23 protein-coding genes are annotated in these 22,312 nt (G+C 61.3%); 12 read left to right on the top strand and 11 right to left on the bottom strand.

Annotated features, from left to right (window positions below):
- Window positions 1-15: 15 nt before the first annotated feature.
- Genes JFU58_RS18815 through JFU58_RS18805 form a run of 3 tightly spaced genes read left to right on the top strand, consistent with a single transcriptional unit; the run spans window position 16 to window position 2,937 of the window.
- Complete coding sequence (locus tag JFU58_RS18815) at window positions 16-1,317, top strand: NAD(P)/FAD-dependent oxidoreductase (RefSeq protein WP_201141598.1); 1,302 nt, start codon at window positions 16-18, stop codon at window positions 1,315-1,317.
- Window positions 1,318-1,346: 29 nt separating this feature from the next.
- Complete coding sequence (locus JFU58_RS18810) at window positions 1,347-2,435, top strand: polyamine ABC transporter substrate-binding protein (RefSeq protein WP_093197855.1); 1,089 nt, start codon at window positions 1,347-1,349, stop codon at window positions 2,433-2,435.
- A gap of 52 nt (window positions 2,436-2,487) precedes the next feature.
- Complete coding sequence (locus JFU58_RS18805) at window positions 2,488-2,937, top strand: GNAT family N-acetyltransferase (protein WP_063030933.1); 450 nt, start codon at window positions 2,488-2,490, stop codon at window positions 2,935-2,937.
- Between the two features lie 45 nt (window positions 2,938-2,982).
- On the opposite strand, the gene JFU58_RS18800 is transcribed toward JFU58_RS18805, so the two are convergent.
- The 8 genes from JFU58_RS18800 to JFU58_RS18765 form a co-directional block, all read right to left on the bottom strand.
- On the bottom strand, window positions 2,983-4,302 hold the full coding sequence (locus tag JFU58_RS18800; protein WP_201141596.1) for an OprD family porin: 1,320 nt from the start codon (window positions 4,300-4,302) through the stop codon (window positions 2,983-2,985).
- A 148-nt stretch (window positions 4,303-4,450) separates the two neighbouring features.
- The gene (locus JFU58_RS18795) at window positions 4,451-5,284 is read right to left on the bottom strand and encodes a phosphodiesterase (protein WP_201141594.1); all 834 of its coding nucleotides are present in this window, start codon (window positions 5,282-5,284) and stop codon (window positions 4,451-4,453) included.
- Window positions 5,285-5,300: 16 nt separating this feature from the next.
- The gene (locus tag JFU58_RS18790) at window positions 5,301-6,332 is read right to left on the bottom strand and encodes an ABC transporter ATP-binding protein (protein WP_063030939.1); all 1,032 of its coding nucleotides are present in this window, start codon (window positions 6,330-6,332) and stop codon (window positions 5,301-5,303) included.
- Window positions 6,329-7,123 carry an ABC transporter permease subunit gene (locus JFU58_RS18785; RefSeq protein WP_201141592.1) on the bottom strand — a complete coding sequence of 265 codons (795 nt, stop codon included), beginning with the start codon at window positions 7,121-7,123 and terminating at the stop codon, window positions 6,329-6,331. The genes JFU58_RS18790 and JFU58_RS18785 overlap by 4 nt, the downstream gene beginning before the upstream one ends.
- Complete coding sequence (locus JFU58_RS18780) at window positions 7,120-7,941, bottom strand: ABC transporter permease subunit (protein WP_201141590.1); 822 nt, start codon at window positions 7,939-7,941, stop codon at window positions 7,120-7,122. Before JFU58_RS18780 ends, JFU58_RS18785 begins: the two co-directional genes overlap by 4 nt.
- The gene (locus JFU58_RS18775; protein WP_063030945.1) at window positions 7,942-8,946 is read right to left on the bottom strand and encodes an ABC transporter substrate-binding protein; all 1,005 of its coding nucleotides are present in this window, start codon (window positions 8,944-8,946) and stop codon (window positions 7,942-7,944) included. It lies immediately after the preceding gene.
- Window positions 8,946-9,950 (bottom strand): LacI family DNA-binding transcriptional regulator, encoded by a 1,005-nt coding sequence (locus JFU58_RS18770; protein WP_201141588.1) that lies wholly within the window; start codon window positions 9,948-9,950, stop codon window positions 8,946-8,948. The genes JFU58_RS18775 and JFU58_RS18770 overlap by 1 nt, the downstream gene beginning before the upstream one ends.
- 372 nt (window positions 9,951-10,322) lie before the next feature.
- Window positions 10,323-10,985, bottom strand: coding sequence for a DUF2268 domain-containing putative Zn-dependent protease (locus JFU58_RS18765; RefSeq protein ID WP_201141587.1), 663 nt, complete (start codon window positions 10,983-10,985; stop codon window positions 10,323-10,325).
- Window positions 10,986-11,169: 184 nt separating this feature from the next.
- On the opposite strand from JFU58_RS18765, the gene JFU58_RS18760 reads away from it, so the two are divergent.
- Window positions 11,170-12,267 carry a carboxynorspermidine decarboxylase gene (locus tag JFU58_RS18760; RefSeq protein ID WP_201141585.1) on the top strand — a complete coding sequence of 366 codons (1,098 nt, stop codon included), beginning with the start codon at window positions 11,170-11,172 and terminating at the stop codon, window positions 12,265-12,267.
- Between the two features lie 29 nt (window positions 12,268-12,296).
- Window positions 12,297-13,541 (top strand): saccharopine dehydrogenase family protein, encoded by a 1,245-nt coding sequence (locus tag JFU58_RS18755; protein ID WP_017475085.1) that lies wholly within the window; start codon window positions 12,297-12,299, stop codon window positions 13,539-13,541.
- Between the two features lie 208 nt (window positions 13,542-13,749).
- On the opposite strand, the gene JFU58_RS18750 is transcribed toward JFU58_RS18755, so the two are convergent.
- Window positions 13,750-14,529 carry an IclR family transcriptional regulator gene (locus JFU58_RS18750; RefSeq protein ID WP_201141583.1) on the bottom strand — a complete coding sequence of 260 codons (780 nt, stop codon included), beginning with the start codon at window positions 14,527-14,529 and terminating at the stop codon, window positions 13,750-13,752.
- A 215-nt stretch (window positions 14,530-14,744) separates the two neighbouring features.
- On the opposite strand from JFU58_RS18750, the gene JFU58_RS18745 reads away from it, so the two are divergent.
- From JFU58_RS18745 to JFU58_RS18725, 5 genes are all read left to right on the top strand, one after another.
- Window positions 14,745-15,527 (top strand): ABC transporter substrate-binding protein, encoded by a 783-nt coding sequence (locus JFU58_RS18745; RefSeq protein ID WP_177026629.1) that lies wholly within the window; start codon window positions 14,745-14,747, stop codon window positions 15,525-15,527.
- On the top strand, window positions 15,524-16,192 hold the full coding sequence (ehuD, locus tag JFU58_RS18740) for an ectoine/hydroxyectoine ABC transporter permease subunit EhuD (protein ID WP_017475082.1): 669 nt from the start codon (window positions 15,524-15,526) through the stop codon (window positions 16,190-16,192). Before JFU58_RS18745 ends, ehuD begins: the two co-directional genes overlap by 4 nt.
- A complete protein-coding gene (locus JFU58_RS18735) occupies window positions 16,189-16,941 on the top strand; it encodes an amino acid ABC transporter ATP-binding protein (RefSeq protein ID WP_177071379.1) in 753 nt (250 codons plus the stop codon). The genes ehuD and JFU58_RS18735 overlap by 4 nt, the downstream gene beginning before the upstream one ends.
- On the top strand, window positions 16,938-18,203 hold the full coding sequence (locus tag JFU58_RS18730; RefSeq protein WP_201141581.1) for an NAD(P)/FAD-dependent oxidoreductase: 1,266 nt from the start codon (window positions 16,938-16,940) through the stop codon (window positions 18,201-18,203). The genes JFU58_RS18735 and JFU58_RS18730 overlap by 4 nt, the downstream gene beginning before the upstream one ends.
- A 381-nt stretch (window positions 18,204-18,584) precedes the next feature.
- Window positions 18,585-18,932, top strand: coding sequence for a DUF6124 family protein (locus tag JFU58_RS18725; protein WP_177022013.1), 348 nt, complete (start codon window positions 18,585-18,587; stop codon window positions 18,930-18,932).
- A gap of 115 nt (window positions 18,933-19,047) precedes the next feature.
- Here JFU58_RS18725 and glsB read toward each other — a convergent pair whose 3' ends face one another.
- Window positions 19,048-19,956: a glutaminase B gene (gene glsB / locus JFU58_RS18720; RefSeq protein ID WP_010171887.1), complete on the bottom strand. Its 909-nt coding sequence runs from the start codon at window positions 19,954-19,956 to the stop codon at window positions 19,048-19,050.
- Window positions 19,957-20,127: 171 nt separating this feature from the next.
- On the opposite strand from glsB, the gene JFU58_RS18715 reads away from it, so the two are divergent.
- Window positions 20,128-20,625, top strand: a complete 498-nt coding sequence (locus JFU58_RS18715) for a signal peptidase II (RefSeq protein ID WP_063033995.1) — start codon at window positions 20,128-20,130, stop codon at window positions 20,623-20,625.
- A 235-nt stretch (window positions 20,626-20,860) separates the two neighbouring features.
- On the opposite strand, the gene JFU58_RS18710 is transcribed toward JFU58_RS18715, so the two are convergent.
- Window positions 20,861-21,271, bottom strand: coding sequence for a hypothetical protein (locus tag JFU58_RS18710; RefSeq protein WP_201141579.1), 411 nt, complete (start codon window positions 21,269-21,271; stop codon window positions 20,861-20,863).
- 108 nt (window positions 21,272-21,379) lie between these two features.
- Here JFU58_RS18710 and JFU58_RS18705 point away from each other — a divergent pair, with 108 nt between their 5' ends.
- Window positions 21,380-22,231, top strand: coding sequence for an AraC family transcriptional regulator (locus JFU58_RS18705; protein WP_177071375.1), 852 nt, complete (start codon window positions 21,380-21,382; stop codon window positions 22,229-22,231).
- Window positions 22,232-22,312 lie beyond the last annotated feature (81 nt).

The raw sequence follows: 22,312 nt of genomic DNA, 5'->3' as shown, positions 1-22,312 counted from the left end.
CAGCCGAGGATCTTCATGAAAAACACATGTGGCTGGATTGCCCAGACTGACAGCCTCCCCGCCCGGGGCCGACTGAGCGGCGTTCAAAGAGCCGACTGGCTGGTGATCGGCGCAGGGATTACCGGTTTGTGTGCGGCCCACACCCTGGCCGAGATGCACCCCGAGGCCCGCATCGTGATCGTCGACCGCCAGCGCGCCGCCCAAGGTGCCTCGGCGCGCAATTCAGGTTTTGTGGTGGCCCATGAGCATCCCGCTGAAAGTGAATTGATGGGCCGCTCTGGCTTCGCCGATTTTGAGGTGGACACCACCATCTCACGCGCCGCCAGTGATGAAGTGCGCAAGCGCATCGCCCGCCATGCCATCGACTGCGATTTCAGGGACAGCGGCTACTTCTTCGCCGTGCACGATCCCGACAAGCTCGAGCATGTGGATGCCAAGTTGGCGACCTTGCGTGCGGTGGGTGCTTCAGCGCGCTTTCTACAGGGTGAGGCGCTCGCACAAACACTCGGCACCGAGCATTACCAGGCCGCCATCTGGTGCGGCAATGGCAACGCCTTGCTGCAACCGGCGAAGTACGTAAAGGGCTTGCTGGAAGCCCTGCCGGACAACGTGACGCTCTATGAGAACACCGACATCACCGGCCTTGAGCGCATGGCCAATGGCGGCATTCGCGCCAACGGCCTGGACGCCTGCATTGAAGCCGGCCAGGTGCTGGTGTGCCTCAACGCCTTTATTCCACGGGTGGGTATTGAAGACAGCGCGACGTTCCCGATGGAACTCAGCGCCAGCCTCACCCGCCCCTTCAGCGATGAGGAATACCGCCGTATCGGCGCGGTGGAACCCTGGGGCGTACTGTCCACCCGGCCACTGGGCGCCACGGTGCGCCTGACGCCGGACCGCCGGGTGATGATCCGCAACACGGCGGAATACCGCACTCGGGATTTGTCCAACGGCGACCTGCTGCACCGGCGCCAACACCACGTGAAGGGTTTGCAGCGACGCTTTCCCTGGCTCACCGAACAAGACATCCACTACACCTGGACCGGCCACTTGAGTGCCTCCCGCAGCGGCCAATCGTATTTCGCGCGAGTCGAAAACAACCTGTACGCCGTCGCCGGCTGCAACGGATCGGGCGTCGCCCGCGGCACGTTATGGGGCCGACTGCTGGCCGAGTGGGCGTCGGGCCAAGCCTCGTCGCTCCTGCACTCCGTAATGCTCAGGGCAGAGCCCGGCTGGCTGCCGCCCCGGCCGTTGTTCGACATCGGTGCCATGCTGCGTATGCGCGTGGAAACGGTCCGGGCTCGGACAGAAATCTAGAACAAAAAACCTCAACAAAGGTGATTCACATGCACATCAACAGTCTGTCCCTGGCGGTCATCCTCAGCGCGCTCCCGGCGGCCGTGTACGCCGCCGAAGAAGTGAATATTTCCAACTGGAACGGCTACATCGCCGACGACACCTTGACCCGCTTCACCCAGGAGACCGGGATCAAGGCGACCTACGACATTCACGACAGCAACGAAGTGCTGGAATCCAAACTGATGACCGGCAATACCGGTTATGACGTGGTCAGCCCGTCCAACCACTTCCTGTCGCGGCTGATCAAGGCCGGGGCGATCCAGAAGCTCGACCGAAGCCAGTTGCCCAACTGGAAAAACCTCGACCCGCTGCTGATGAAGAAGCTGGAGACCAACGACCCGGGCAACCAGTACGGCTTCCCGTACATGTGGGGCACGGCGGGGATTGGCTACAACGTCGAGAAGATCAAGGCGATCTTCGGCACCACCGACGTCACCCATTCCTGGAGCCTGTTCTTCGATGAAAACAACATCAAGAAACTCAGCGCCTGCGGCGTGGCGATTATCGACAACCCCACGCAGATCCTGCCGATCACCCTCAACTACCTGGGCTTGCCTCACCACAGCCACGAACCGGCCGACTACAAAAAGGCCGAACAGGCGCTGTTGAAGATCCGGCCCTACATCCAGTACTTCCACGCCTCCAAGTACATCAGCGACCTGGCGAACGGCAATATCTGCGCAGTGATCGGCTTTAATGGCGACGTCGTGCAAGCCGCCGCCAGCGCCAAGGAGGCGAAAAACGGCATCAACATCGCCTACTCGATCCCGGATGAAGGCTCGACGCTGTGGCTGGACATGGTGGTGATGCCCAAGGGCGCGCCGCACGAGAAGAACGGCTATGCCTATATGAATTACCTGCTGGAGCCCAAGGTGATTGCCAACATCAGCAACAGCATCCACTACGCCAACCCCAACAGCGCCGCGGATGAGTTTGTGACTCCCGAGGTAAAGCAAGACCTGGCGATCTACCCGTCGAAAAGCGTGATGGACAAGCTGTTCATCGTCGAAGACCTGCCGCCGGCGATTGCGCGGCTGGCCACTCGGTTGTGGACCAAGTTGAAGACCAATACGTGATACCGGGAGAGCGTTATAGTCGCTGCATTGAACAGGGAATTGAGTCAATACAGTGGATAGATCAACGGACGGTTTGTCGATACGCGCCCTCTCGGCGTTGCCCGAAGAGATCCTGATACTGGAAGCAGAAGCCGTCGCCGAAGGGTTCAGGTTTCTCACGCGACTCGTTGCAGAGTGGCACAGCGGCGCCAACCGGTTCGACCAGCCAGGCGAATGTCTTTTGGGCGTATTCAGCAACGAGCAGTTGATCGCCGTTGGCGGGCTGTCCTATGACCCTTACGCCGGTCCGGAGGTTGGCAGGCTGCGCCGGGTGTACGTCGCACGGGCTTCGAGGGAACGGCATGTAGGCAAGGCGTTGGTGGGCCAACTGCTGGAACGCGCTGCGCAGCAGTACCGTGTTGTGCGCCTGTCTACCGACACCCACGAGGGCGCCGCCTTTTATCTGCGCTGCGGGTTTGAGTCGATACAGGATGAGCATGCAACGCACATGAAGTCGCTATAAACGCACCAGCCCTCGCCGCAAGGGCTGGTGCATGGACTTCAGGATTTACATCAACGGAATCGAGTAGTTCACAAACACCCGGTTCTGGTCCTGATCCCGTGCCACTTCGCTGCGGGACATGCCGTTGCGCCAGCCGAACCCGACGTTCTTGAACGTGCCGCTCTGCACCACATAATCCAGCGAAATATCCCGCTCCCACTCGCTGCCATCGTTGCCGTTGGTGGTGAGGATATGGTCGCCCTTGAGGTACATCACCGAGGCCTTCAAACCGGGTACGCCCAGCGCCGCAAAGTCGTAGGCGTACTGGGCAAAAGCAGTACGCTCACCGGCCTGGATGAAGGTCTGGATGGTTCGGTCGGTGTACAGGTACAGACTCGGGCCCGCCTCGCCTTTGCCCACCAGGCCGCCCTGGTTGAGTTGGGCGAAGTTGCTGTCGTCGGACACGCGTTGGTAGCCCGCTGTGATCGCATGGGGCCCCAGGGAATAGATGAACGCGGCGCTCCAGGTGTCGTTATCGATCTCCCCGGTTCCACCTTTGGTATAGCCGCCAAACTTATAGCCATCGGCACGCCCGGCGGCACTTGCGTTCTTGCCGTCGGAGGTGGTCTTGAAGTAACGCAAGTCGGTTTTCAGCGAGCCGTAGTCGCCCATCGGCAATACGTGCACCAGGCCGGCGAAGTGCTGTTGGTAATAGTCTTCAAGGTTGGCGTAGTAGTACTGCACCAAGAGGTTCTTGGTCAGGTTGTAGTCGGCGCCGCCGTAGGTGAACTTGTTGCTTTCCTGGGTCGCACCGGCCACCGCCAGGCCGCTGGCGTCGCTGGAACCGCGGCCCGTCGTATGCTCAAGCTGGCCACCAATCAGGGTCAGGTTGTCGATGTCGTTGCTGGTGATTTGCCCGCCTTCAAACGACTGCGGCAACAGCCGGCCGTCGTTGCTCACCAGGATCGGCAGGTTGGGGCGCAGGTAGCCGTAGCGCAGTTCGGTCTTGGCAAAGCGCGCCTTCGCGGTCACGCCGCCACGGGCCCAATCATCCGCAGCCTTGCCATCATCGGTGGGAATCATCGAGCTGCCGACATGCTTCGCCGCGCTGCTGTCGAGGGTCACGCCGAGCATGGCGATGGCGTCCAGGCCAAAGCCGAGGGTGCCGTCGGTGAAACCCGACTGGTAGTTGAGGATGAACGCCTGGCCCCACTCTTCGGTCTTCGACGGTGCAGCGGCGCCGTCGCGGTTGTCGTTGTTGAAGTAAAAGTTACGCATGCTCAAGTTGGCTTTGCTGTCCCCCAGAAAATCAGCAGAAGCCAAGGGACTCAGGGCCATGCCCAGGCCGCCGGTCAATACGCTTAATACATGTAGTGTGGCTTTCATCAGGACGAACTCCGGCGCGCAATCACTGTTGCGGGCGCATAAAAAAGGCAGCAGGAAGCACTCGGCCAAACTTCGGTTGGCCGGTGCGTTAATAACTGTTCAGAAGTGCTCGGGTATTAACTTGGGCGAGATGGACCTCCGGGAAACTTCAGTCAATCAATCCATGAGCGTCATAAAACGGATACGGCCCCGGGTAGTCCCCGAACACGCCGTTGTGGCTGACCAACCCTTGCTGTTCATCCCAGCGATGCAAGAGGTAACCCGCCGGTTCCAGGTTGAAATGCGCTGGAGCAGCCTCCTGTAGATCCAGCACGATTTGATGGGACGTGCCCGGGCATACGCAGCTCACACTGCCGCCGAAACGGCGCTGCATCGGCCGGTGCAAATGCCCACACAGCAGGCGTTCCACCTGGGGGTGACGGGCGATGATCTTTTCCAGCGCAGCGGCGTTGACGAACGGCTCGCGGTCCATATGGCCGATGCCGCTGATAAACGGCGGGTGATGCAAGATCAACAGGGTCGGCACGTGCGGCTGCAACGCCAGTTGCTCATCAAGCCACTGCAATTGGCTGTCCAGCAGTTGGCCGCCATGGGCATCGGGGATCGTCGAATCCAGGCCGATCAGTCGCACCGGGTAGTCGTCCACCACCCAGTCCAGCGGGCCGTCGGCGCTCGCTGGCAAATAGCGGTGATCACCAAAAGCGTGGAGCAAATGCTGGCGGTTATCGTGATTGCCCGGCACCAGGTAGCAAGGCATCTGCAAACGGGCCAGCTCGGGGTGCAGCACGGCGTATTCATCGGCGCGGCCAAAGTCCACCAGGTCGCCGCTGATCACCACGATATCGGGCCGTGGGTAACTGGCATTCAGGTGGTCGACGGCACGGCGCAATGCACCGAGGGTGTCGACCACGCCGTAAGTCAGGCGCTGGCCGGCTTTAAGGTGCAGATCGCTGATCTGCGCAACAAGAAACGGACGGTTCAAAATAGGCTCTCTGAAGTCAGGCATGCAGGGTGAACAGCTTGTGTGGGGCGATGGCCAGGGCAATTGGCGCGCCGACGGCGTGAAGCTGGTTGTCGCTGCTGTCCACCAGCAACGGTTGCGGGCCGCCGACATCCACCAGCAGGCGGCTTTGCGCGCCCTGGAAAAACTGCGCCAGCAAATGCCCGTGCAGGTGCCCTTCGCTCTCCATCACCCGCAGGTGCTCGGGGCGGCAATACACGGTGGCCGGCAGATGGGGTTCGTGCCACGGCAGTTCGCCGCCACACACTTTCAAGCCATGGGCCGTGCGATCAACCACCGAAAAGGCATTCAGGTTGCCCACAAAGCCTGCAACAAACGCGTTGGCCGGCTGCTGGTAGATCTCCCGCGGGCTGGCCAGTTGCGCGATACGCCCCTGCTCCATCACCAGGATGCGATCTCCCAGGGCCATGGCTTCGCCCTGATCGTGGGTGACGAACACCGAAGTGATGCCGAGGCCGCGCAACAGCTGGTCCAGTTCACTGCGCAGGCGCTCACGCAGCTGTGCATCGAGGGCGGCCAACGGTTCATCCAGCAACAGCACTTTGGGCCGAGGCGCCAAGGCGCGAGCCAATGCCACACGCTGACGCTGTCCGCCCGACAGTTCATGGATGCTGCGTTTGCCATGGTTCTGCAGGCCCACCAGCTCCAGCAGTTCGTCACAGCGCTTGTTGCGCTCTGTCGGCGCGACGCCGCGAATTTTCAGGCCGTAGACGATATTGCCGGCCACATCCAGGTTGGGAAACAACGCGTAATTCTGGAACACCATACCCACATCACGCCGCTCGATGGGCAGGCGCGTGACGTCGGTGTCACCGAAAAAAACCTGGCCTGCATCGGGACGCTCAAGGCCGGCGATCAAGCGCAAGGTGGTGGTTTTGCCGCAACCGGACGGGCCGAGAATGGCCAGGGTTTCGCCGCCCTCGATGGTCAGGTCGAGGTTCTGCACGGCAACGGTGCCGTCGGCGAATGCCTTGCGGCAACCCTTCAGGCGAATGGTGATAGCGGTCATCGACGCTCTCCACGGGACAGACGAGCGCTGATGGCCTGCAACGCAATCAGCAGCGGCACGATCATCAGCAAAAAGATAAGGGTGTAGGCGCTGGCGATTTCCAGGCGGGCCGAGGCGTAGCTGTCGGCGAGGCCGACGGGCAACGTCTTGGTCATCGGCGTGTGGAGCATCCAGGTCAGGTTGAACTCCCCCAGGGACAGGGTCACGACCATCAACACCCCAGCGAGAATCCCCGCCCGGCAGTTGGGCACCACCACACTGAAGAAGCGTCGCAGGGGACCGGCCCCCAGGCTCGCAGCGGCCTCTTCCAGCACCGGCAACTGCTGGCGTTGCATCACCGCCATCACCGGGCGCACCAGGAACGGCAAGGTGAACAACACGTGCCCCACCAGGATGAACAACCAGCTGCTGCGAAACCCGCCGAACTGGCCGTAGGTCAGCAACAACGCCAGGGCACTGGCCAGGCCGGGCATGGCTACCGGCAGCACCATCAATTCCTCGAAGGCGCGGCTGAAGCGGTTGTTCATCCGCACCAGGGCGTACGCCGCCGGCACACCGATCACACAGACACACACCGCGCAGGCCAGGGCCAGTTGCAGCGAGAGCCAGACCGTCGGCGAGTATGCCTGCCAGACCTGAATCAACCAGTCGAACGTCAGGCCGCTGGACAGGCCGACGAAGAAGTTGCGCGTCAGCCCCGCCAGCAATGACATCAACACCGGCACCAACATGAAGGCGCAGACCAGCAAGGTAAACAGCAACTGGACGACAAACAGCGATGAGCGCTTCACAGGACGGTCCCCGCGTTTTTCACCAGACGCCGCGTCAGTAACAACACGGCCCAGGTCACCGCGCCGAGCACTACGGAGAGTGCCGCGGCTACCGCAAAATTGGCGTAGTTGGTGAACACGTTATAGATAGCGACGGGCGTCACGTTCAGCCGCGTGCCCAGGGTGAACGCCGTGCCGAAGGCGCCCATGGACGTGGCAAAACAGATCGCCCCGCAGGAGGCTAGGGCCGGCGCCAGGCCCGGCACGATCACGTCGCACACCACCCGCCAATGCCCGGCCCCCAGTGAATGGGCCGCTTCCTCCAGGCTGCGGTCGAGGCTTTCACAGGCTGCCATCACCGTGAGGATCACCCGTGGAATCGAGAAGTACAGGTAGCCGACAAACAATCCTGCCAATGAATAGGCAAAGATCCAGCGTTCACCGGCCAACTGAAGCCCGAGTGCCGCGAACAAGCCTTGTCGACCCGCCAGCAGGATCACCAGGAAGCCCACCACCACACCGGGAAACGCCAGGGGAAACGTCAACAACGCCACCAGCGCCGAACGTCCGAAGAATTGCTGGCGGGCGAGAAACACGCCCGCAATGCCGCCCACCAGCAGCGCCGCCAACGTCACCAGCACCGCGAGCACGCAGGTTTGCGCCAGGCTGCCCAGGTATTGCGAGCTGCTCAGGACCTGCCAGTAACCGCTGCCGTGGCTGTCGCGGCTTTCACCGCCCAGCACCATCAGGTGCGCCAGCGGCAACAACCAGAACGCGAGCAGCACCGCAAACGCCGGGGCCAGCGCCCAGGCGGGATTTGGCCGCAAGAGTGCCTTCACTTACTTGACCTCACTCAGGTAACGCGCGGCGAAGGCTTCCTGCACGGCGGCCATTTTTTGGTAATCCACCACGCCGGCCCGGGCGTAGTCGCTGTCCGGCAGAAACTGCGCGGCGACGTCCGCCGGCATCTGCACGGGCCGGACCGGGCGCAGGTAGGCCTTGGCCCAGAGCGCCTGGCCCGCATCGGACAGAACGAAGTCCAGGACCTTTTCACCGTTGGCGCGATGCGGTGCGTTCGCCACCAGGCTCATCACGTACGGCACGCTGATGCTGCCTTCCTTGGGAATCACGAAGGCGACGTTGGCGTTGTCCTTGTAGCGGGCGCGGTAGGCGTTGAAGTCGTAGTCCACCAGGATCGGCAACTCACCGGAGAGCACCCGCGCATAGGCGGTTTGCTTGGGCACGATGGGGGCGTTTTTCGACAGCTTCTGGAAGTAGTCGATGGCCGGGGCGAAGTTATCGAGGTCGCCGCCCATGGCGCGGTTGATCGCCACCGCCGAGACGTAGCCGACGAAAGCGCTGGACGGATCGAGGTAACCGACCATGCCTTTGTACTCAGGCTTGAGCAGGTCGGCCCAGCTTTGCGGCACCGGCAGCCCGCCCAGGGCATCGACATTGACCATGATGCCGAGGGTGCCGGAGTGAATTGCGAACCACTGGCCATCCGGGTCTTTCAGGCCGGCGGGAATCTGCTCCCAGCCTTTGGGTTTATAGCCCTCCACCACTTCGGCCTTCTGCGCTTGCAGGCCGAACGTCACGCCGTAGTAGACGACATCGGCCACCGGCGCGGCTTTCTCGGCCACCAACTGCGCCAGGGACTGGCCGGAGTTCTTGTTATCCAGCGGCACCTGCACGCCGGTGGTCGCTGCGATGGCCTTGAGTTGCGTGCCCCAGTCCGCCCAGTCTGGCGGGCAGTTGTAGCAAATCGCGGTGTCCGCGGCCTGGGCCAGGCTGGCCGTGCCGCACAGCAGCAATGCCGCCAGGGTTTTACTGAGCATGCGCATCAAGCGTCTCCTATATGGGGTTGGGTACTTTCGCCCGGCCGGACATGGCACGGCAGGCAGTGGGAAGTCGGTGCGTTGCCGGCGATTTGCGCCAGCAGTTGGTCGATCACGGTGCTGGCCAACAGCGCGATGGGCTGCACCACGCTGCACAGCGTCGGGTGCATCTGGGTGCCCAGGGAAATGCCGTCAAACCCCATCACCGAGAGTTGTTCGGGCACGTTCCAGGCGTGGCGGCGCAGTTCGGCGATCAGGCTGATGGCGAGAAAATCGTTGGAGCAGACCAGTGCTGTGGGGGCTTGCGGGCCTTGCAGGAAGGGTTCGATGGCGGCGAATTCAGCCTGGGTGTGGGCCGGCATTTCGATCACCGGTTGGCTAGCGAGACCGTACTCGCCCATGGCATCGCAATACCCGGCATAACGCAGCCGGGCCCGGTCGGACTGCAACGCGGGGCCGGCGACCATGGCGATCCGGCGATGGCCCGCCTCCAACAGATAACGGGTCGCGAGGGCCATGCCGGCGCGGTTGTCCACCGAGACGGCGCTGTAGTTGGGGTTGTCAGGTTGGTGGTAGGCCAGCACGAACGGCGTTTCTTCCGTGGCCAGGCTGTGGAGCACGCTGTTGCTTTCGGCGTCGGTGACGGTCAGCACCAAACCATCGACGCGCTGGCGCAGCAGCTCTTCCACCACACTGCTTTCGCGCTCGGCGCTGTAGTCGGTGGTCGCCAGCAACAGGTTATAGCCACGCAGGCGTGCGGCGCGCTCCATGGCCTGGAACTGTTCGGCGAACACCGGGTTAAGCAGGTTGGGCACCACCACGCCGATCAGGTTGGTGGTTTGCAGGCGCAATTGGCGGCCCAGCAGGTTGGGCCTGAAACCCAGCTCGCGGGCGGCGGCGAATACCTGCTCACGGGTGGCCGGGCGCACTTGTTCCGGGGAGGCAAAGGTGCGGGCGGCGGTGGCGCGGGATACGCCGGCCAGCCGCGCTACGTCTTTCAAATCAGTCATTGTCACTCGCTTGAGATCGATCTCATTGGCGAGGACAGTAACGGGGGAATGTGGCAGTCAGGCGATGGGGAGATGACGGTTTGATGTCAGCGTAGATGCGTTTTTGTTCCCACGCTGATCGTTCCCACGCTCTGCGTGGGAATGCATCCCGTGGCGCTCCGCGTCACCACTGCGCAAGACTTGAACCTTGCATCGCCCGATGGACGCAGAGCGTCCGAGGCGGCATTCCCACGCAGAGCGTGGGAACGATCACCATAGCGGTGTGTCAGGCAACCTGGTTGTCGGCTGTGCCGCCGCCTTCGCGGCCTCGCTAAAGCTCGACGGCTCCCACAGGGGATTGGGGTTGCTTGGTGGTTTTGTGTTTTTTCAGCGTCAGGCCACCAGCCCCTCTTTGGCGGCGTTGGCGAGTATGTCGTGGGCGGGCACGTTGACCCAGGTGGCGGCGTCCACGTCGCCCTGCTTTGCCAGCCAGGCCTCCACCATCTGGTAGCCCAGCGTGTACCCCAGCCACTTTGGCCGCGCGCCGGTACCAAAGAACCATTCGCTGTGGTCGTAATACGTGGCTTCGAGAAGCTGGCGGTCTACCGGTGCCCTCAGCAGTTCCTGGGGTGCAAGCGCCCGCTCCCACAACTCCGGCTCGCTGCCCAGCACCCGTCGTACAAACTGCCCGGCCAGGCCTTCACTGACCATCGCCTCCCCCAGCGTCCAGCCATAACCCGGGCCCGCCATGCGCAGGCAATGGTGCACCTCATGCACCACGTGCCGGCGCAATGCACCGCTTTGCAGGCTGGCGAGGAAATTCGGGTTGTCGGGGTCAAGGGTCATGCTGAACAGGGTGCTGCGATAAGCACGGCCCACCAGGCCCAGCTCGGGAAGGGTCTCCCCCGGCAATCGCTGGATCAAGATGTCCAGGCGCGGCGGCGGCATCATCTGCGCAATGGCCTCGTAGGCGACTTCACATTCACGGATCAGCTCAGCGCGAAACTGCGCCAGGCTCCCCGAAGCTTCCAGCCAATGCAGCGTCCATGCGTCCATTCTCACCTCTCGTCGCCGAAGCCGTGGTCCGTTATCAAAGCGGCTCATCATACCGACGGGCTGTCATATTCACAGGCCAGCTTATAACCGGGCCAGCAAATTCCGCTGACTAACCTTTCGATCTGTCCCAAGTGCGGGCACAATGCGTGTCCTTTTTTGGCAGGCACCGCCGCAGGCTCTGAAAATGATCAAAACGCCGTACTACCTCATCGACAAACAGAAGCTTCTGGTCAACATGCAGAAGATCGCCTACGTGCGCGAACAGTCCGGCGCCAAGGCTCTGCTGGCCCTCAAGTGTTTCGCCACCTGGTCGGTGTTCGACCTGATGCAGGAATACATGGACGGCACCACCTCGTCGTCGTTGTACGAGCTGAAGCTGGGTCGCCAGAAGTTCGAAGGTGAAGCCCACGCCTACAGCGTGGCCTGGGCCGACGATGATATCGAAGAGATGCTCGATAACTGCGACAAGATCATCTTCAACTCCATCAGCCAGCTGCAGCGCTTTGCCGAACGCAGCGAAGGCAAGACCCGCGGCTTGCGCGTCAACCCGCAAGTGAGCAGCTCCGACTACCTGCTGGCCGACCCGGCGCGCCCGTTCAGCCGTCTCGGCGAGTGGGACCCGGTGAAGATCGAAGGTGTGATCGAGCAGATCTCCGGCTTCATGTTCCACAACAACTGCGAGAACGGTGACTTCAACCTGTTCGACCAGATGCTCAACACCATCGAAGAACGCTTCGGCGCACTGCTGCACAAGGTCAACTGGGTCAGCCTCGGCGGCGGCATCCACTTTACCGGTGAAGGCTATGCCATCGACGCCTTCTGCCAGCGCCTCAAGGCGTTCTCGCAGAAGTACGACGTGCAGGTGTACCTGGAACCCGGCGAAGCGGCGATCACCAACAGCGCCTCCCTGGAAGTGACCGTGCTCGACACCCTCTACAACGGCAAGAACCTCGCCGTGGTAGACAGCTCCATCGAAGCCCACCTGCTGGATCTGCTGATCTATCGCCTCAACGCCAAGCTGGCGCCAAGCAATGGCGAACACACCTACATGGTGTGCGGCAAGTCGTGCCTGGCCGGGGACATCTTCGGTGAGTACCAATTTGATCAGCCGCTGGCCATCGGCGATCGACTGTCGTTCATCGACACGGCAGGCTACACCATGGTCAAGAAAAACTGGTTCAACGGCCTGAAAATGCCGTCCATCGTAGTGAAACAACTCGACGGTACAGTCGAAGTGGTTCGTGAATTTGGTTACGACGACTACCTGTCCAGCCTTTCGTAAAGCGGACAGATAAAGGAGAGATAAAGCAATTGAAAAAGAACGTTCTTATCATTGGTGCAGGAGGTGTCGCCAAGGTGGTGGCCCACAAGTGCGCGCAGCACAACGACGAACTCGGTCGTATTGCTATCGCGTCGCGCAACATCTCCAAATGCCAGGCCATCATCGACAGCGTCAAGGCCAAGGGTAGCCTCAAGGTACCCGCCCAGATTCAAGCCTTTGCGCTGAACGCTTTGGACGTGGAAGCGACCAAGGCACTGATCCGCGAAACCGAATCGCAAATCGTCATCAACGTCGGTTCCGCGTTCCTCAACATGTCGGTACTGCGTGCCTGCATCGACACGGGCGTGGCGTACCTCGACACCGCCATCCACGAAGAGCCGGGCAAGGTCTGCGAGACCCCGCCGTGGTACGGCAACTACGAATGGAACCACCTGGAAGAGTGCAAACAGAAGAACATCACGGCCATCCTTGGCGTGGGCTTCGACCCGGGTGTCGTCAACGCGTATGCCGCGCTGGCGCAGCAAAAGCATTTCGACCGCATTGATTCGATCGACATTCTCGACGTCAATGCCGGCTCCCATGGCAAATACTTCGCCACCAATTTCGACCCGGAAATCAACTTCCGCGAATTCACCGGACAGGTGTGGAGCTGGCAGAACAGCCAGTGGACCAGCAACACCATGTTCGAAGTCAAACGCACCGACGACCTGCCTGTGGTCGGTTCGCAGAATCTGTACCTGACCGGCCACGATGAAGTGCACTCGCTGTCGAAAAACCTCGACGTGCCCAATGTGCGTTTCTGGATGAGCTTCGGCGAACACTACATCAACGTGTTCACCGTGCTGAAAAACCTCGGCCTGCTCTCCGAAAAACCGGTCACCACCGCCGAAGGCCTGGAAGTCGTGCCGCTGAAACTGGTCAAGGCCGTGCTGCCCGACCCGTCGTCGCTGGCACCGGGCTACACCGGCAAGACCTGCATCGGCGACCTGGTCAAGGGCACCAAGGATGGCCAGCCACGCGAGCTGTTCATCTACAACGTGGCCTGCCACGAAGAAGCCTTTGCCGAAACCGACAGCCAGGGCATCTCCTACACCGCTGGCGTACCGCCTGTAGCCGCAGCGCTGCTGGTTGCCCGTGGCGAGTGGGACGTGAAGCACATGGCCAACGTCGAAGAACTGCCGGCTGAGCCGTTCCTGAAGGCGCTGGACGTGATGGGCTTGCCGACTCGGATCAAAGACGAGAATGGTGATCGTGCCTGGGATGCGATTGCCTGATAGGCGATAGTTGACCGAACAAAAAAATGCGCCCGAAGGGGCGCATTTTTTGTTGGGGCCAACCCAAACCTCAAAGCAATGAAAATCAAATGTGGGAGCTGGCTTGCCTGCGATAGCGGTGGGTCAGAACCGTATGGGCTAACTGACCCACCGCTATCGCAGGCAAGCCAGCTCCCACACTGACCGTGTTGTTTGTTCGATAGTTTATCTATTCAAGATTCCGCGCCGAATTGCTCAACGCCCTTGAACACTGCAACAACGCCGGCGCCAACTGCTTCTCAGCATCCCCCCTGCTCCACCGACTGGTGGGCGCCACCACATGCACCGCCGCCACCGGCCGGCCATTCGCCCCCAACACCGGCGCGCCGATGGTCATGTCGCCCAGGAACAGCTCCTGGCCATTCACCGCGTAGCCCTGTTCGCGCACCTGCTGCAACGACGCCATGATCCTGTCGACTTCGGTCAACGTTTGACTGGTATGCGCCACTCGCTGGCTGTTCTCAATCAACACCAACGCCTCATCCTGCGGCAACGCACTCAAATACGCCCGACCCGACGCGGTGCAGTACATCGGCACCCGCGAGCCAATCGGCATGTGTACCGGCACAAAGCCCGCGCTGACAAACCGCGCGATATAGGTCATGTCGTAACCCGCAGGCTCGGTCAGGCACGAGGTTTCTCCGGTCAGGCGGGTCAATTCCGAAAGGAACGGGTTGGCCACCTCAATCAACGAATGCGCATCCAGATAACTGAAACCCAACTCCAGCACCCGCGGTGTGAGTTGGTAATGGCGCGTGCGCGAGTGTTTCCGAAGGTAACCCAGGCTCTCCAGGGTAAACACCATGCGCTGGGCCGAGCTCTTGGTCATGCCGGCGGCCTCGGCCACCTCTGCAAGGCTCATGCTGCGGCGCTGTGCGCTGAATGCCTTGAGCACCGACAGGCCTTTTTCCAGGGATTGGTTATGCAAGCTATTGCGTTCTTCAGACATGGCGAACTCGCGGTCAAGTCGATCAGGCGTGGCGATATTTCTACACCAAACTGCCAAATTCGACCACTTAAAATCGCATATCGATACGAAGGGTTCATTTTATCTATTTTCTATACCGAAAAACGATTTTATTGAATCGAAATGGCATAGAGCTTGCGGTTTGCTTTCCAACCGCTTGCGGTACTGACGATCCGTTTTCCTTCTGGAGTAACCCGATGAACAGTCTTTCGCCCTTGTTTCGCCGCCTCGCCTTCGGTATCTGCGCCACCTTTTGCGTGGCAACCGTGCACGCCGCCGGTGCGGCCTCGTACAAAGTCGGTGCAACGGCCAGCGGTTCGCCGTTCACCTTCCTCGACATCAAGAGCAACAGCATCCAGGGCGTGATGGTCGACGTCGCCAATGCCGTGGGCAAGGCCGGTGGTTTCACCAGTGAAATCGAGCAGACCAACTTTGCCGCACTGATTCCCTCCCTGACTTCCGGCAAGCTCGACTTCATCGCCGCCGGCATGCTCAAGACCCCGGAGCGCGCGCAGGTGGTGGACTTCAGCGCACCGGTGTACGCCTACGGCGAAGGCCTGATCGTGAGTGCGGACGACAACGCAACCTATACCGACCTGAGTTCCTTGAAGGGCCAAGTGGTCGGCGTACAAGCCGGCACGATCTTCTACGACATGCTCAACAAACTGGGGATTTTCAAGGAAATCCGCACCTACGACTCCATTGGCGAAATGGTCCGCGACCTGAGCCTGGGCCGCATCAAGGCCGCGGTGGGTGACCAGCCGGTAGTGGCTTACCAGATCCGCCAGAAGCTGTTCAAAGGCGTGAAGCTCGCCGCCGACTACAAGCCGGTGAACGTCGGCGAGGTGTGCCTGGTGGTGCGCAAGGGCGACAGCGAAACCCTCGCGCGCCTGAACCAGGCCATCGCCAGCATCAAGGCTGACGGTACCCTGGAAGCGATCCTCAAGAAGTGGGGACTTGATGCCCAGGTGCAGCCATGAACCCGGCTGAATTCCTGCAAAACGCCCGTGACTTCCTGCCGATCCTGCTTCAGGGCGCCTGGGTGACGATTCAGATCACCGTGTTGTCGTTCCTGCTCAGCAGCGCGATTGGCCTGGTGCTGGCGTTGCTCAAGCTGTCGCCGATCCGCGCGCTGTCGTGGGCGGCGAGCACCGTGATCAATGTAATTCGCGGCCTGCCGATCATCGTGCAGCTGTTCTACATCTACTTCGTGTTGCCGGACATGGGCGTGCACCTCAGCGCATTCCAGGCGGGCGTGATCGGCATGGGCATCGCCTACTCGGCGTACCAGGCGGAGAACTTCCGTACCGGCATCATCGCCGTCGAACAGGGCCAGCGTGAAGCCGCCGAAGCCCTGGGGATGCGCTCGGTGCTGATGATGCGCCGGGTGATCCTGCCCCAGGCCTTTCGCATCGCGCTGCCGCCATATGGCAACACCCTGGTGATGATGCTCAAGGACTCGTCCCTGGTGTCGACCATCACCGTGGCAGAGATGACGCGCCAGGGCCAACTGATCGCCTCATCCACCTTCCAGAACATGACCGTCTACACCCTGGTCGCCCTGCTCTACCTGCTGATGAGCCTGCCGCTGGTGTATGGCCTGCGCCGCATGGAACAGCACTTGGGCCGGAGGAAAAAAGCATGATCGAGATTCGCCAACTGCAAAAACACTACGGCACCCATCGTGTGCTGCACGGCGTCGACCTGGACGTGGCCAAGGGCGAAGTGGTGTGCCTGATCGGCCCGTCCGGCTCGGGCAAGTCCACCCTGTTGCGCTGCATCAACGCGCTGGAAGCCTACGACGGCGGCACCATCCGCGTATTCGGTGAAACCGTGCAGCGCAGCAGCAAGACCGTGCATGCCCTGCGCAGCCGCATGGGCATGGTGTTCCAGCGCTTCAACCTGTTCCCCCATCGCACCGTGCTGGAAAACGTGATGGAAGGCCCGGTGTACGTCAAAAGCGAACCGCTGAAACAGGCCCGGGAAGAGGCCCTGGCGCTGCTGGATAAAGTCGGCCTGTCAGCCAAGGCCGATGCCTACCCGGAACAGCTCTCCGGCGGCCAGCAACAACGGGTGGCCATCGCCCGCGCACTGGCGATGAAGCCCGACGCCATGCTGTTCGACGAACCCACCTCGGCCCTCGACCCGGAACTGGTGGGCGATGTGCTGGAGGTGATGCGCACCCTGGCCGATGAAGGCATGACCATGATTGTGGTGACCCACGAAATGGGCTTTGCCCGGGAGGTGGCCGACCGCGTGTGCTTCCTGCACGGCGGCTACATCGTAGAGAGCGGGCCGGCCGAGCAGGTGCTGGGCAACCCGCAACAACCACGTACCCAGGACTTCCTGCGCCGCGTGCTGCATCCCACGGCCAACACCCGGAGCCTGTCATGAAGTCACTCTGGGCCGCGACCGCGCCCGCTGCACCGCCGACACCCGCGCTGACTGAGTCCTTGAAGGTGGACGTGGCCATCGTCGGCGCCGGGTACACCGGTTTGTCCACGGCCCTGCACCTGGCGGAACGTGGCGTGAGCGTGTGCGTGCTGGAGGCCAACGAACCCGGCTGGGGCGCGTCCGGGCGCAATGGCGGGCAGGTCAACCCGACGCTCAAATACGACCCGGATCAACTGGTGCAGAGGTACGGTGCCGAGCGCGCCGAGCCGCTGATCAACACCGTGTCCAACTCGGCAGACCTGGTGTTCAACCTGATTGAGCGCCATGGCATTGACTGTGCGCCCACTCGCAAAGGCTGGATGCAGGTTTCTTATTCCGAAAAAGGCGTGGCGGGCCTGCATGCCCGGGCCGAGCAATGGGAGCGTCGCGGGGTGCCGGTGCAGCGCCTGGATGCCGGCGCGGTGTCCGCCCGCATGGGCAGCCAGGCGTTTGCCGGTGGCTGGTTGGACGGTCGCGCCGGTGCCATCCAACCCTTGGCCTATGCTCGGGGCCTGGTGCGTGCAGCGCAGGCGGCGGGCGTACGCATTCACGGGCAAAGCGCCGTGACCGCGATGCAACAGGCGGGTGCTGGCTGGAAGTTGCAAACCGCCAGCGGCGCGCAGGTGTCTGCCGGCCAAGTGGTGCTGGCCACCAACGGCTACAGCGGCGACTTGTGGCCCGGCATGGCCCAGAGTGTGCTCGCGGCCAACAGTTTTATCGTCGCCACCCGGCCCTTGAGCGGGCCTGCGGCAGAGAGCATTTTGCCGGGCCAGGAAACCGTCTCAACCGCGCAGCGCCTGCTGCTGTACTTCCGCAAGGATGCCCATGGTCGCCTGCTGATGGGCGGGCGCGGGTTGTTCGAAGATCCCACCGGGCCAGCGGACTTTGCGCACCTGGAACGCTCGCTGGCGTTGTTGTTTCCGCAACTGGGCAAGCTGGACTTCGAGTACCGCTGGGCAGGACGGATCGCGATCACCCGGGACTTTATGCCTCACGTTCACGAGCCCGCACCGGGCTTGACCCTGGCGCTGGGTTGCAACGGGCGCGGGATTGCGTTGTGTACCAGCCTGGGCCAGCAACTGGCGGGACGTTTATGTGACAGCCGTTCAGCGTTCGCGTACCCGGTGACACCTTTGCAACGGTTGCCGATGCATGGCTTGCAACGCTTCTACATCGGCGCGGGCGTGGCGTGGTACAGCCTGCTGGATCGCCTCTCCCTGTAAACAACTCGAAGGCGCCGCGTTTCGTCAGGAGACCGGCGCTCTCATCTGGGCAACATGGACCGTCTCTGACTGAGGGAGACGTGCTCGGATTTTTCCGACAACCGTTTCAGGTTGTCGGTCGGACCCGGGCTGACTAACCTCCCGCAGTCGCTGCCAATTCAGCGACCGGATTTGACCGTCCGACCAATCGACGACTGCAACGCCCACACCTATTCCAGGCGTTTTTTTAATGCCTGAGGTATCGTGTCGCGGCGGCTGTACGCGGGATACCTTCGGGTATGCCGGGTTCGTTGATAACCGGTCGGTCAACCCGCGTACAGCTGCCACCCTCCTCGTTTGACCGCGAATGGTGGTGGCTCCACTTATCGACGGAGCTACACCATGATTAAAGACAGTCCAAATCCCCCAAATCATGCCGACCGGCTTCAAGAAGCCGCTTACCGCGCCATCCACCACTATCTGAAACCTGACGCCCAACCGCAGACACCTGAACCCGCCGAGCTACCGTTCGATGGATTATTTACCGTGCGTACGGACCTGGACACGGAAACCTTGCTGGCCAATGCCTCGCAGGATCTGGCGTCGATCAATGTCATCGCCGCTCACCTGGCCTTCGAAGTCGACGGAACTCAACGTAACGTGGCGCTGGGCATCTGCCGGATGCTGGAAGGTGCCCAGATGCTGGTCGACAAAGCGCTGGATAGATGCGCGGAAAATAGCCCGCGCTGAGCTCGTTCCCACTCTCCGCGTGGCAATGCAGACTGTGACGCTCCGCGTCACAAAGGCAGACGCAGAGCGTCCAGGGCAGCGCTCCCACGCAGAGCGTGGGAGCGATCAAGTCTCTTCAAAAAACCGACCATCCGATACGCTCGCTCAACAACTCCAACGCCTTCATCCCCGCCAGGGAATTGCCCGCCGCATTCAGCTCCGGTGACCACACGCACACCGTAAACTGCCCCGGCACTACCGCGAGAATTCCGCCGCCTACCCCGCTCTTGCCCGGCAAGCCAACGCGATAAGCAAAGTTCCCCGCCTCGTCATACAGCCCGCTGGTGGCCATGATCGAGTTCACTTGCTTGGTCTGCCGCGCCGTCAGAATCTGCTCGCCACTGTGGGTGCACACGCCTTCATTCGCCAGAAAGCAAAACGCCTTGGCCAAATCCAGGCAGCTCATCTGCAACGCGCAGTAGTTGAAGTAGCTGTGCAGCACTGCATCCACGTCATTGTGGAAGTTGCCGAACGACTTCATCAGATACGCCATCGCCGCATTGCGCGCACCGTGCTGAGCTTCGGATTCAGCCACGACACTGTTGACCAGAATCTGCGGATTGCCCGACAGCCGCCGCACGAAGTCGCGCATGGACAGGATCGGCACGGCAAAGCGCGATTGGTTAATGTCGCAGATCACCAGGGCACCGGCATTGATAAACGGATTGCGTGGCCGCCCGCGCTCAAACTCCAGCTGCACCATGGAGTTGAACGGTTGCCCCGACGGTTCGTGACCCAGGCGCTCCCAGATGCTTTCGCCGCCATGGTCGATGGCCTGCACCAGGCTGAACACCTTGGAGATGCTCTGCACGGAGAACAGGGTGTGAGCATCGCCCGCGCAATAGAACGAGCCGTCATTGCCATACACGGCAATGCCCAGTTGCTGCGCCGGTACGTCGGCCAATGCGGGAATGTAATCGGCGACCTTGCCGAGGCCGATCAGTGGACGAACTTCGTCGAGGATCGACTCCAGGAGGGCCTGCATGTTGTGTTCTGGCATGGTTTGGGAATAGTTGTTGAGCGGGGCGCGGAGGATACCTGAAACGCCGGGGCCAGGCAGGCTGCTGGTGCAAAGATGGACGCTGCGCAGGCCGTGCGATATCTTCTGGCCGCCGCCGATTCAGGCGAAAACACACGAAGGAATGGAATGTTGAAGATGCAGGACGCTTTGAGAGGACGAAGCTTTGCTGTGCTGATGGGCATTGCCTTTATTGCCCTGGACCAGTTGATCAAACTGCTGGCGCTATTTTCGCTGCAAGCCACGACGTTCCGATTCGGTTCAAGCCCGGTGAACATGGCGTTGGAACTGAGCCTGAACCCGGGCGCATTCCTCAGCCTCGGCGCTGGTTTGCCAACCCGGGTCAAGCAACTGATCTTTATCGTCGGTGTGGCCGCCGTAGTGTGTTGGGCCGGTTATTGGGCCTGGAAGAATTGGAACCATTCCCTGCCCAAAGCCGCGCCGCTTTTTTTGATTGCCCTGGGCGGCGCCGGGAATTTGATCGACCGGGTCTTTCGTGACGGCCATGTCGTCGATTACATGGTGGTGAATGTCGGCTCGCTGCATACAGGCGTATTCAATCTTGCGGATATCGCGATCACTTTGGGTGCGTTGTTGCTGATGGTTGATCTGTTCAAGAAGCCGGGTAACGTCTGAGGTTTGTCCAGTCAACCCGAATGGCTGCCGGAAAACCCTGAACACTTGTGGGAGCTGTCGAGCTTTAGCGAGGCTGCGATGGCGTCAGTTCTGCGACATTGAGGTCGGCTGACCCACCGCTTTCGCAGCCTCGCTGAAGCTCGACAGCTCCTACGTTTGATGTTCTTTCCAGCCCGCCATGCGCGCCCTTGAACGCCACCGAAAACAAAAAAAGCTCAGCAACACCCCCCTCCACTCAAAAGTGCGCCACATCCGACACTTGGGTATCCAGCACGTCCCGCGCCAATGCCCAAGCCTGATCCGTGGATTCGACTACCAATAACGGGTAGCCCCACGCCTTGCCAAACATCACCGCAAACGGCTTGAGCGCCAGGCGTTTGGCCGCGCTGGGCTCTACCTGGATCATGCCTTTGACGAAAGCACGCAGGGCCACCTTGTTCTTCTTCATCCAGATAGAAGCTTGTTTGCGCTCTTCGTGGGAGTGCTCGTGAGCGCTTTCGTCCACGGCTTTTTCATGCAGCAGTACGAAGGGCTCTTCGCGCCGCAACAACGCCTCGAAGGCCACAAAGGTGTCTTGCGGTGGCGTGTCGCTGGGGGCGTCAAATACGATTTTCACCACAGGGAATGTAGAACTGTCGAGTTGCATGGGAAGCGCCTTTAACGAGAATGTTTCTCATGATAGCCATGCCATCACTGGACGCCATTGCACAGAATTGCCAGAATGTTTCGCAATCCAGCCACGACGCACACCCCCATGTACAACCACCGCCTCGAAACCCGTGACCCATTGCGCCCGGCCCTTGCCGATGCGATTCCCCGTGCCGTGGTCGCGGTGAGCGCCTCGAGCACTTCTGCCAGTTGGGAGCACGCACCGCACCAGCACCGCAAGGGTCAGTTGATGTACACGTTGCGCGGGGTGATCCATTGCGTCATCGAAGAAGGTATCTGGATCGTGCCTCCCCAGTGCGCTTTGTGGATTCCGGGCGGTCTTTCCCATGCCGCACGCGGTTCCGGGGCAGCGGATGTGTACTGCCTGCTGGTCGACCCAGACGCTGCCGGTGCCCTGCCACAGCAATGCTGCACGCTGGCGGTATCACCGTTGTTACACGAATTGATCAGCAAGGCCGTCAGCTTCCCACCGCTCTACGACACCGAGGGCGCCCAGGGCCGGTTGGTGGCCACGCTGCTGGACGAACTGGCGCTGGCACCGGTCGAGGCCCTGCACTTGCCCATGCCACGAGACGTTCGGCTCAGGCGCCTGGCCGACAGTTTGCTGGCCAACCCCAGCGACAAGGCCACCCTGGGGGAATGGGCCGTGCGCATCGGCATGAGCGAACGCAGCATGACGCGATTGTTGCTGGAGGAGATTGGCCTGAGTTTCGGCCGCTGGCGCCGGCAGCTGCATGTGATCCTGTCGCTGCAGCGCCTGGCGAAAGGCGAAAGCGTGCAGACGGTAGCGCTGGACCTCGGCTATGAAAACGCCAGCGGCTTTATCACCATGTTCCGCAAGGCCATCGGCCAACCCCCGGCGCGCTACCTCGCCGACCGCGCGAGCATCTCCCAGCACACAACCCCCGCTATCGCGTTGCTGGATTATTATAAATAGTCACGTATAAGCATTTTTAGAGCTTAAGGACTAGAAGGGTTAAATCATTCCAGCCAAAAAATATCAACCCGCCTAAAATAC

This window comes from Pseudomonas sp. TH34 (assembly GCF_016650865.1).
Taxonomy (GTDB): Bacteria; Pseudomonadota; Gammaproteobacteria; order Pseudomonadales; family Pseudomonadaceae; genus Aquipseudomonas; species Aquipseudomonas yamanorum.
This window is presented reverse-complemented; position numbering and strand designations above follow the sequence as displayed.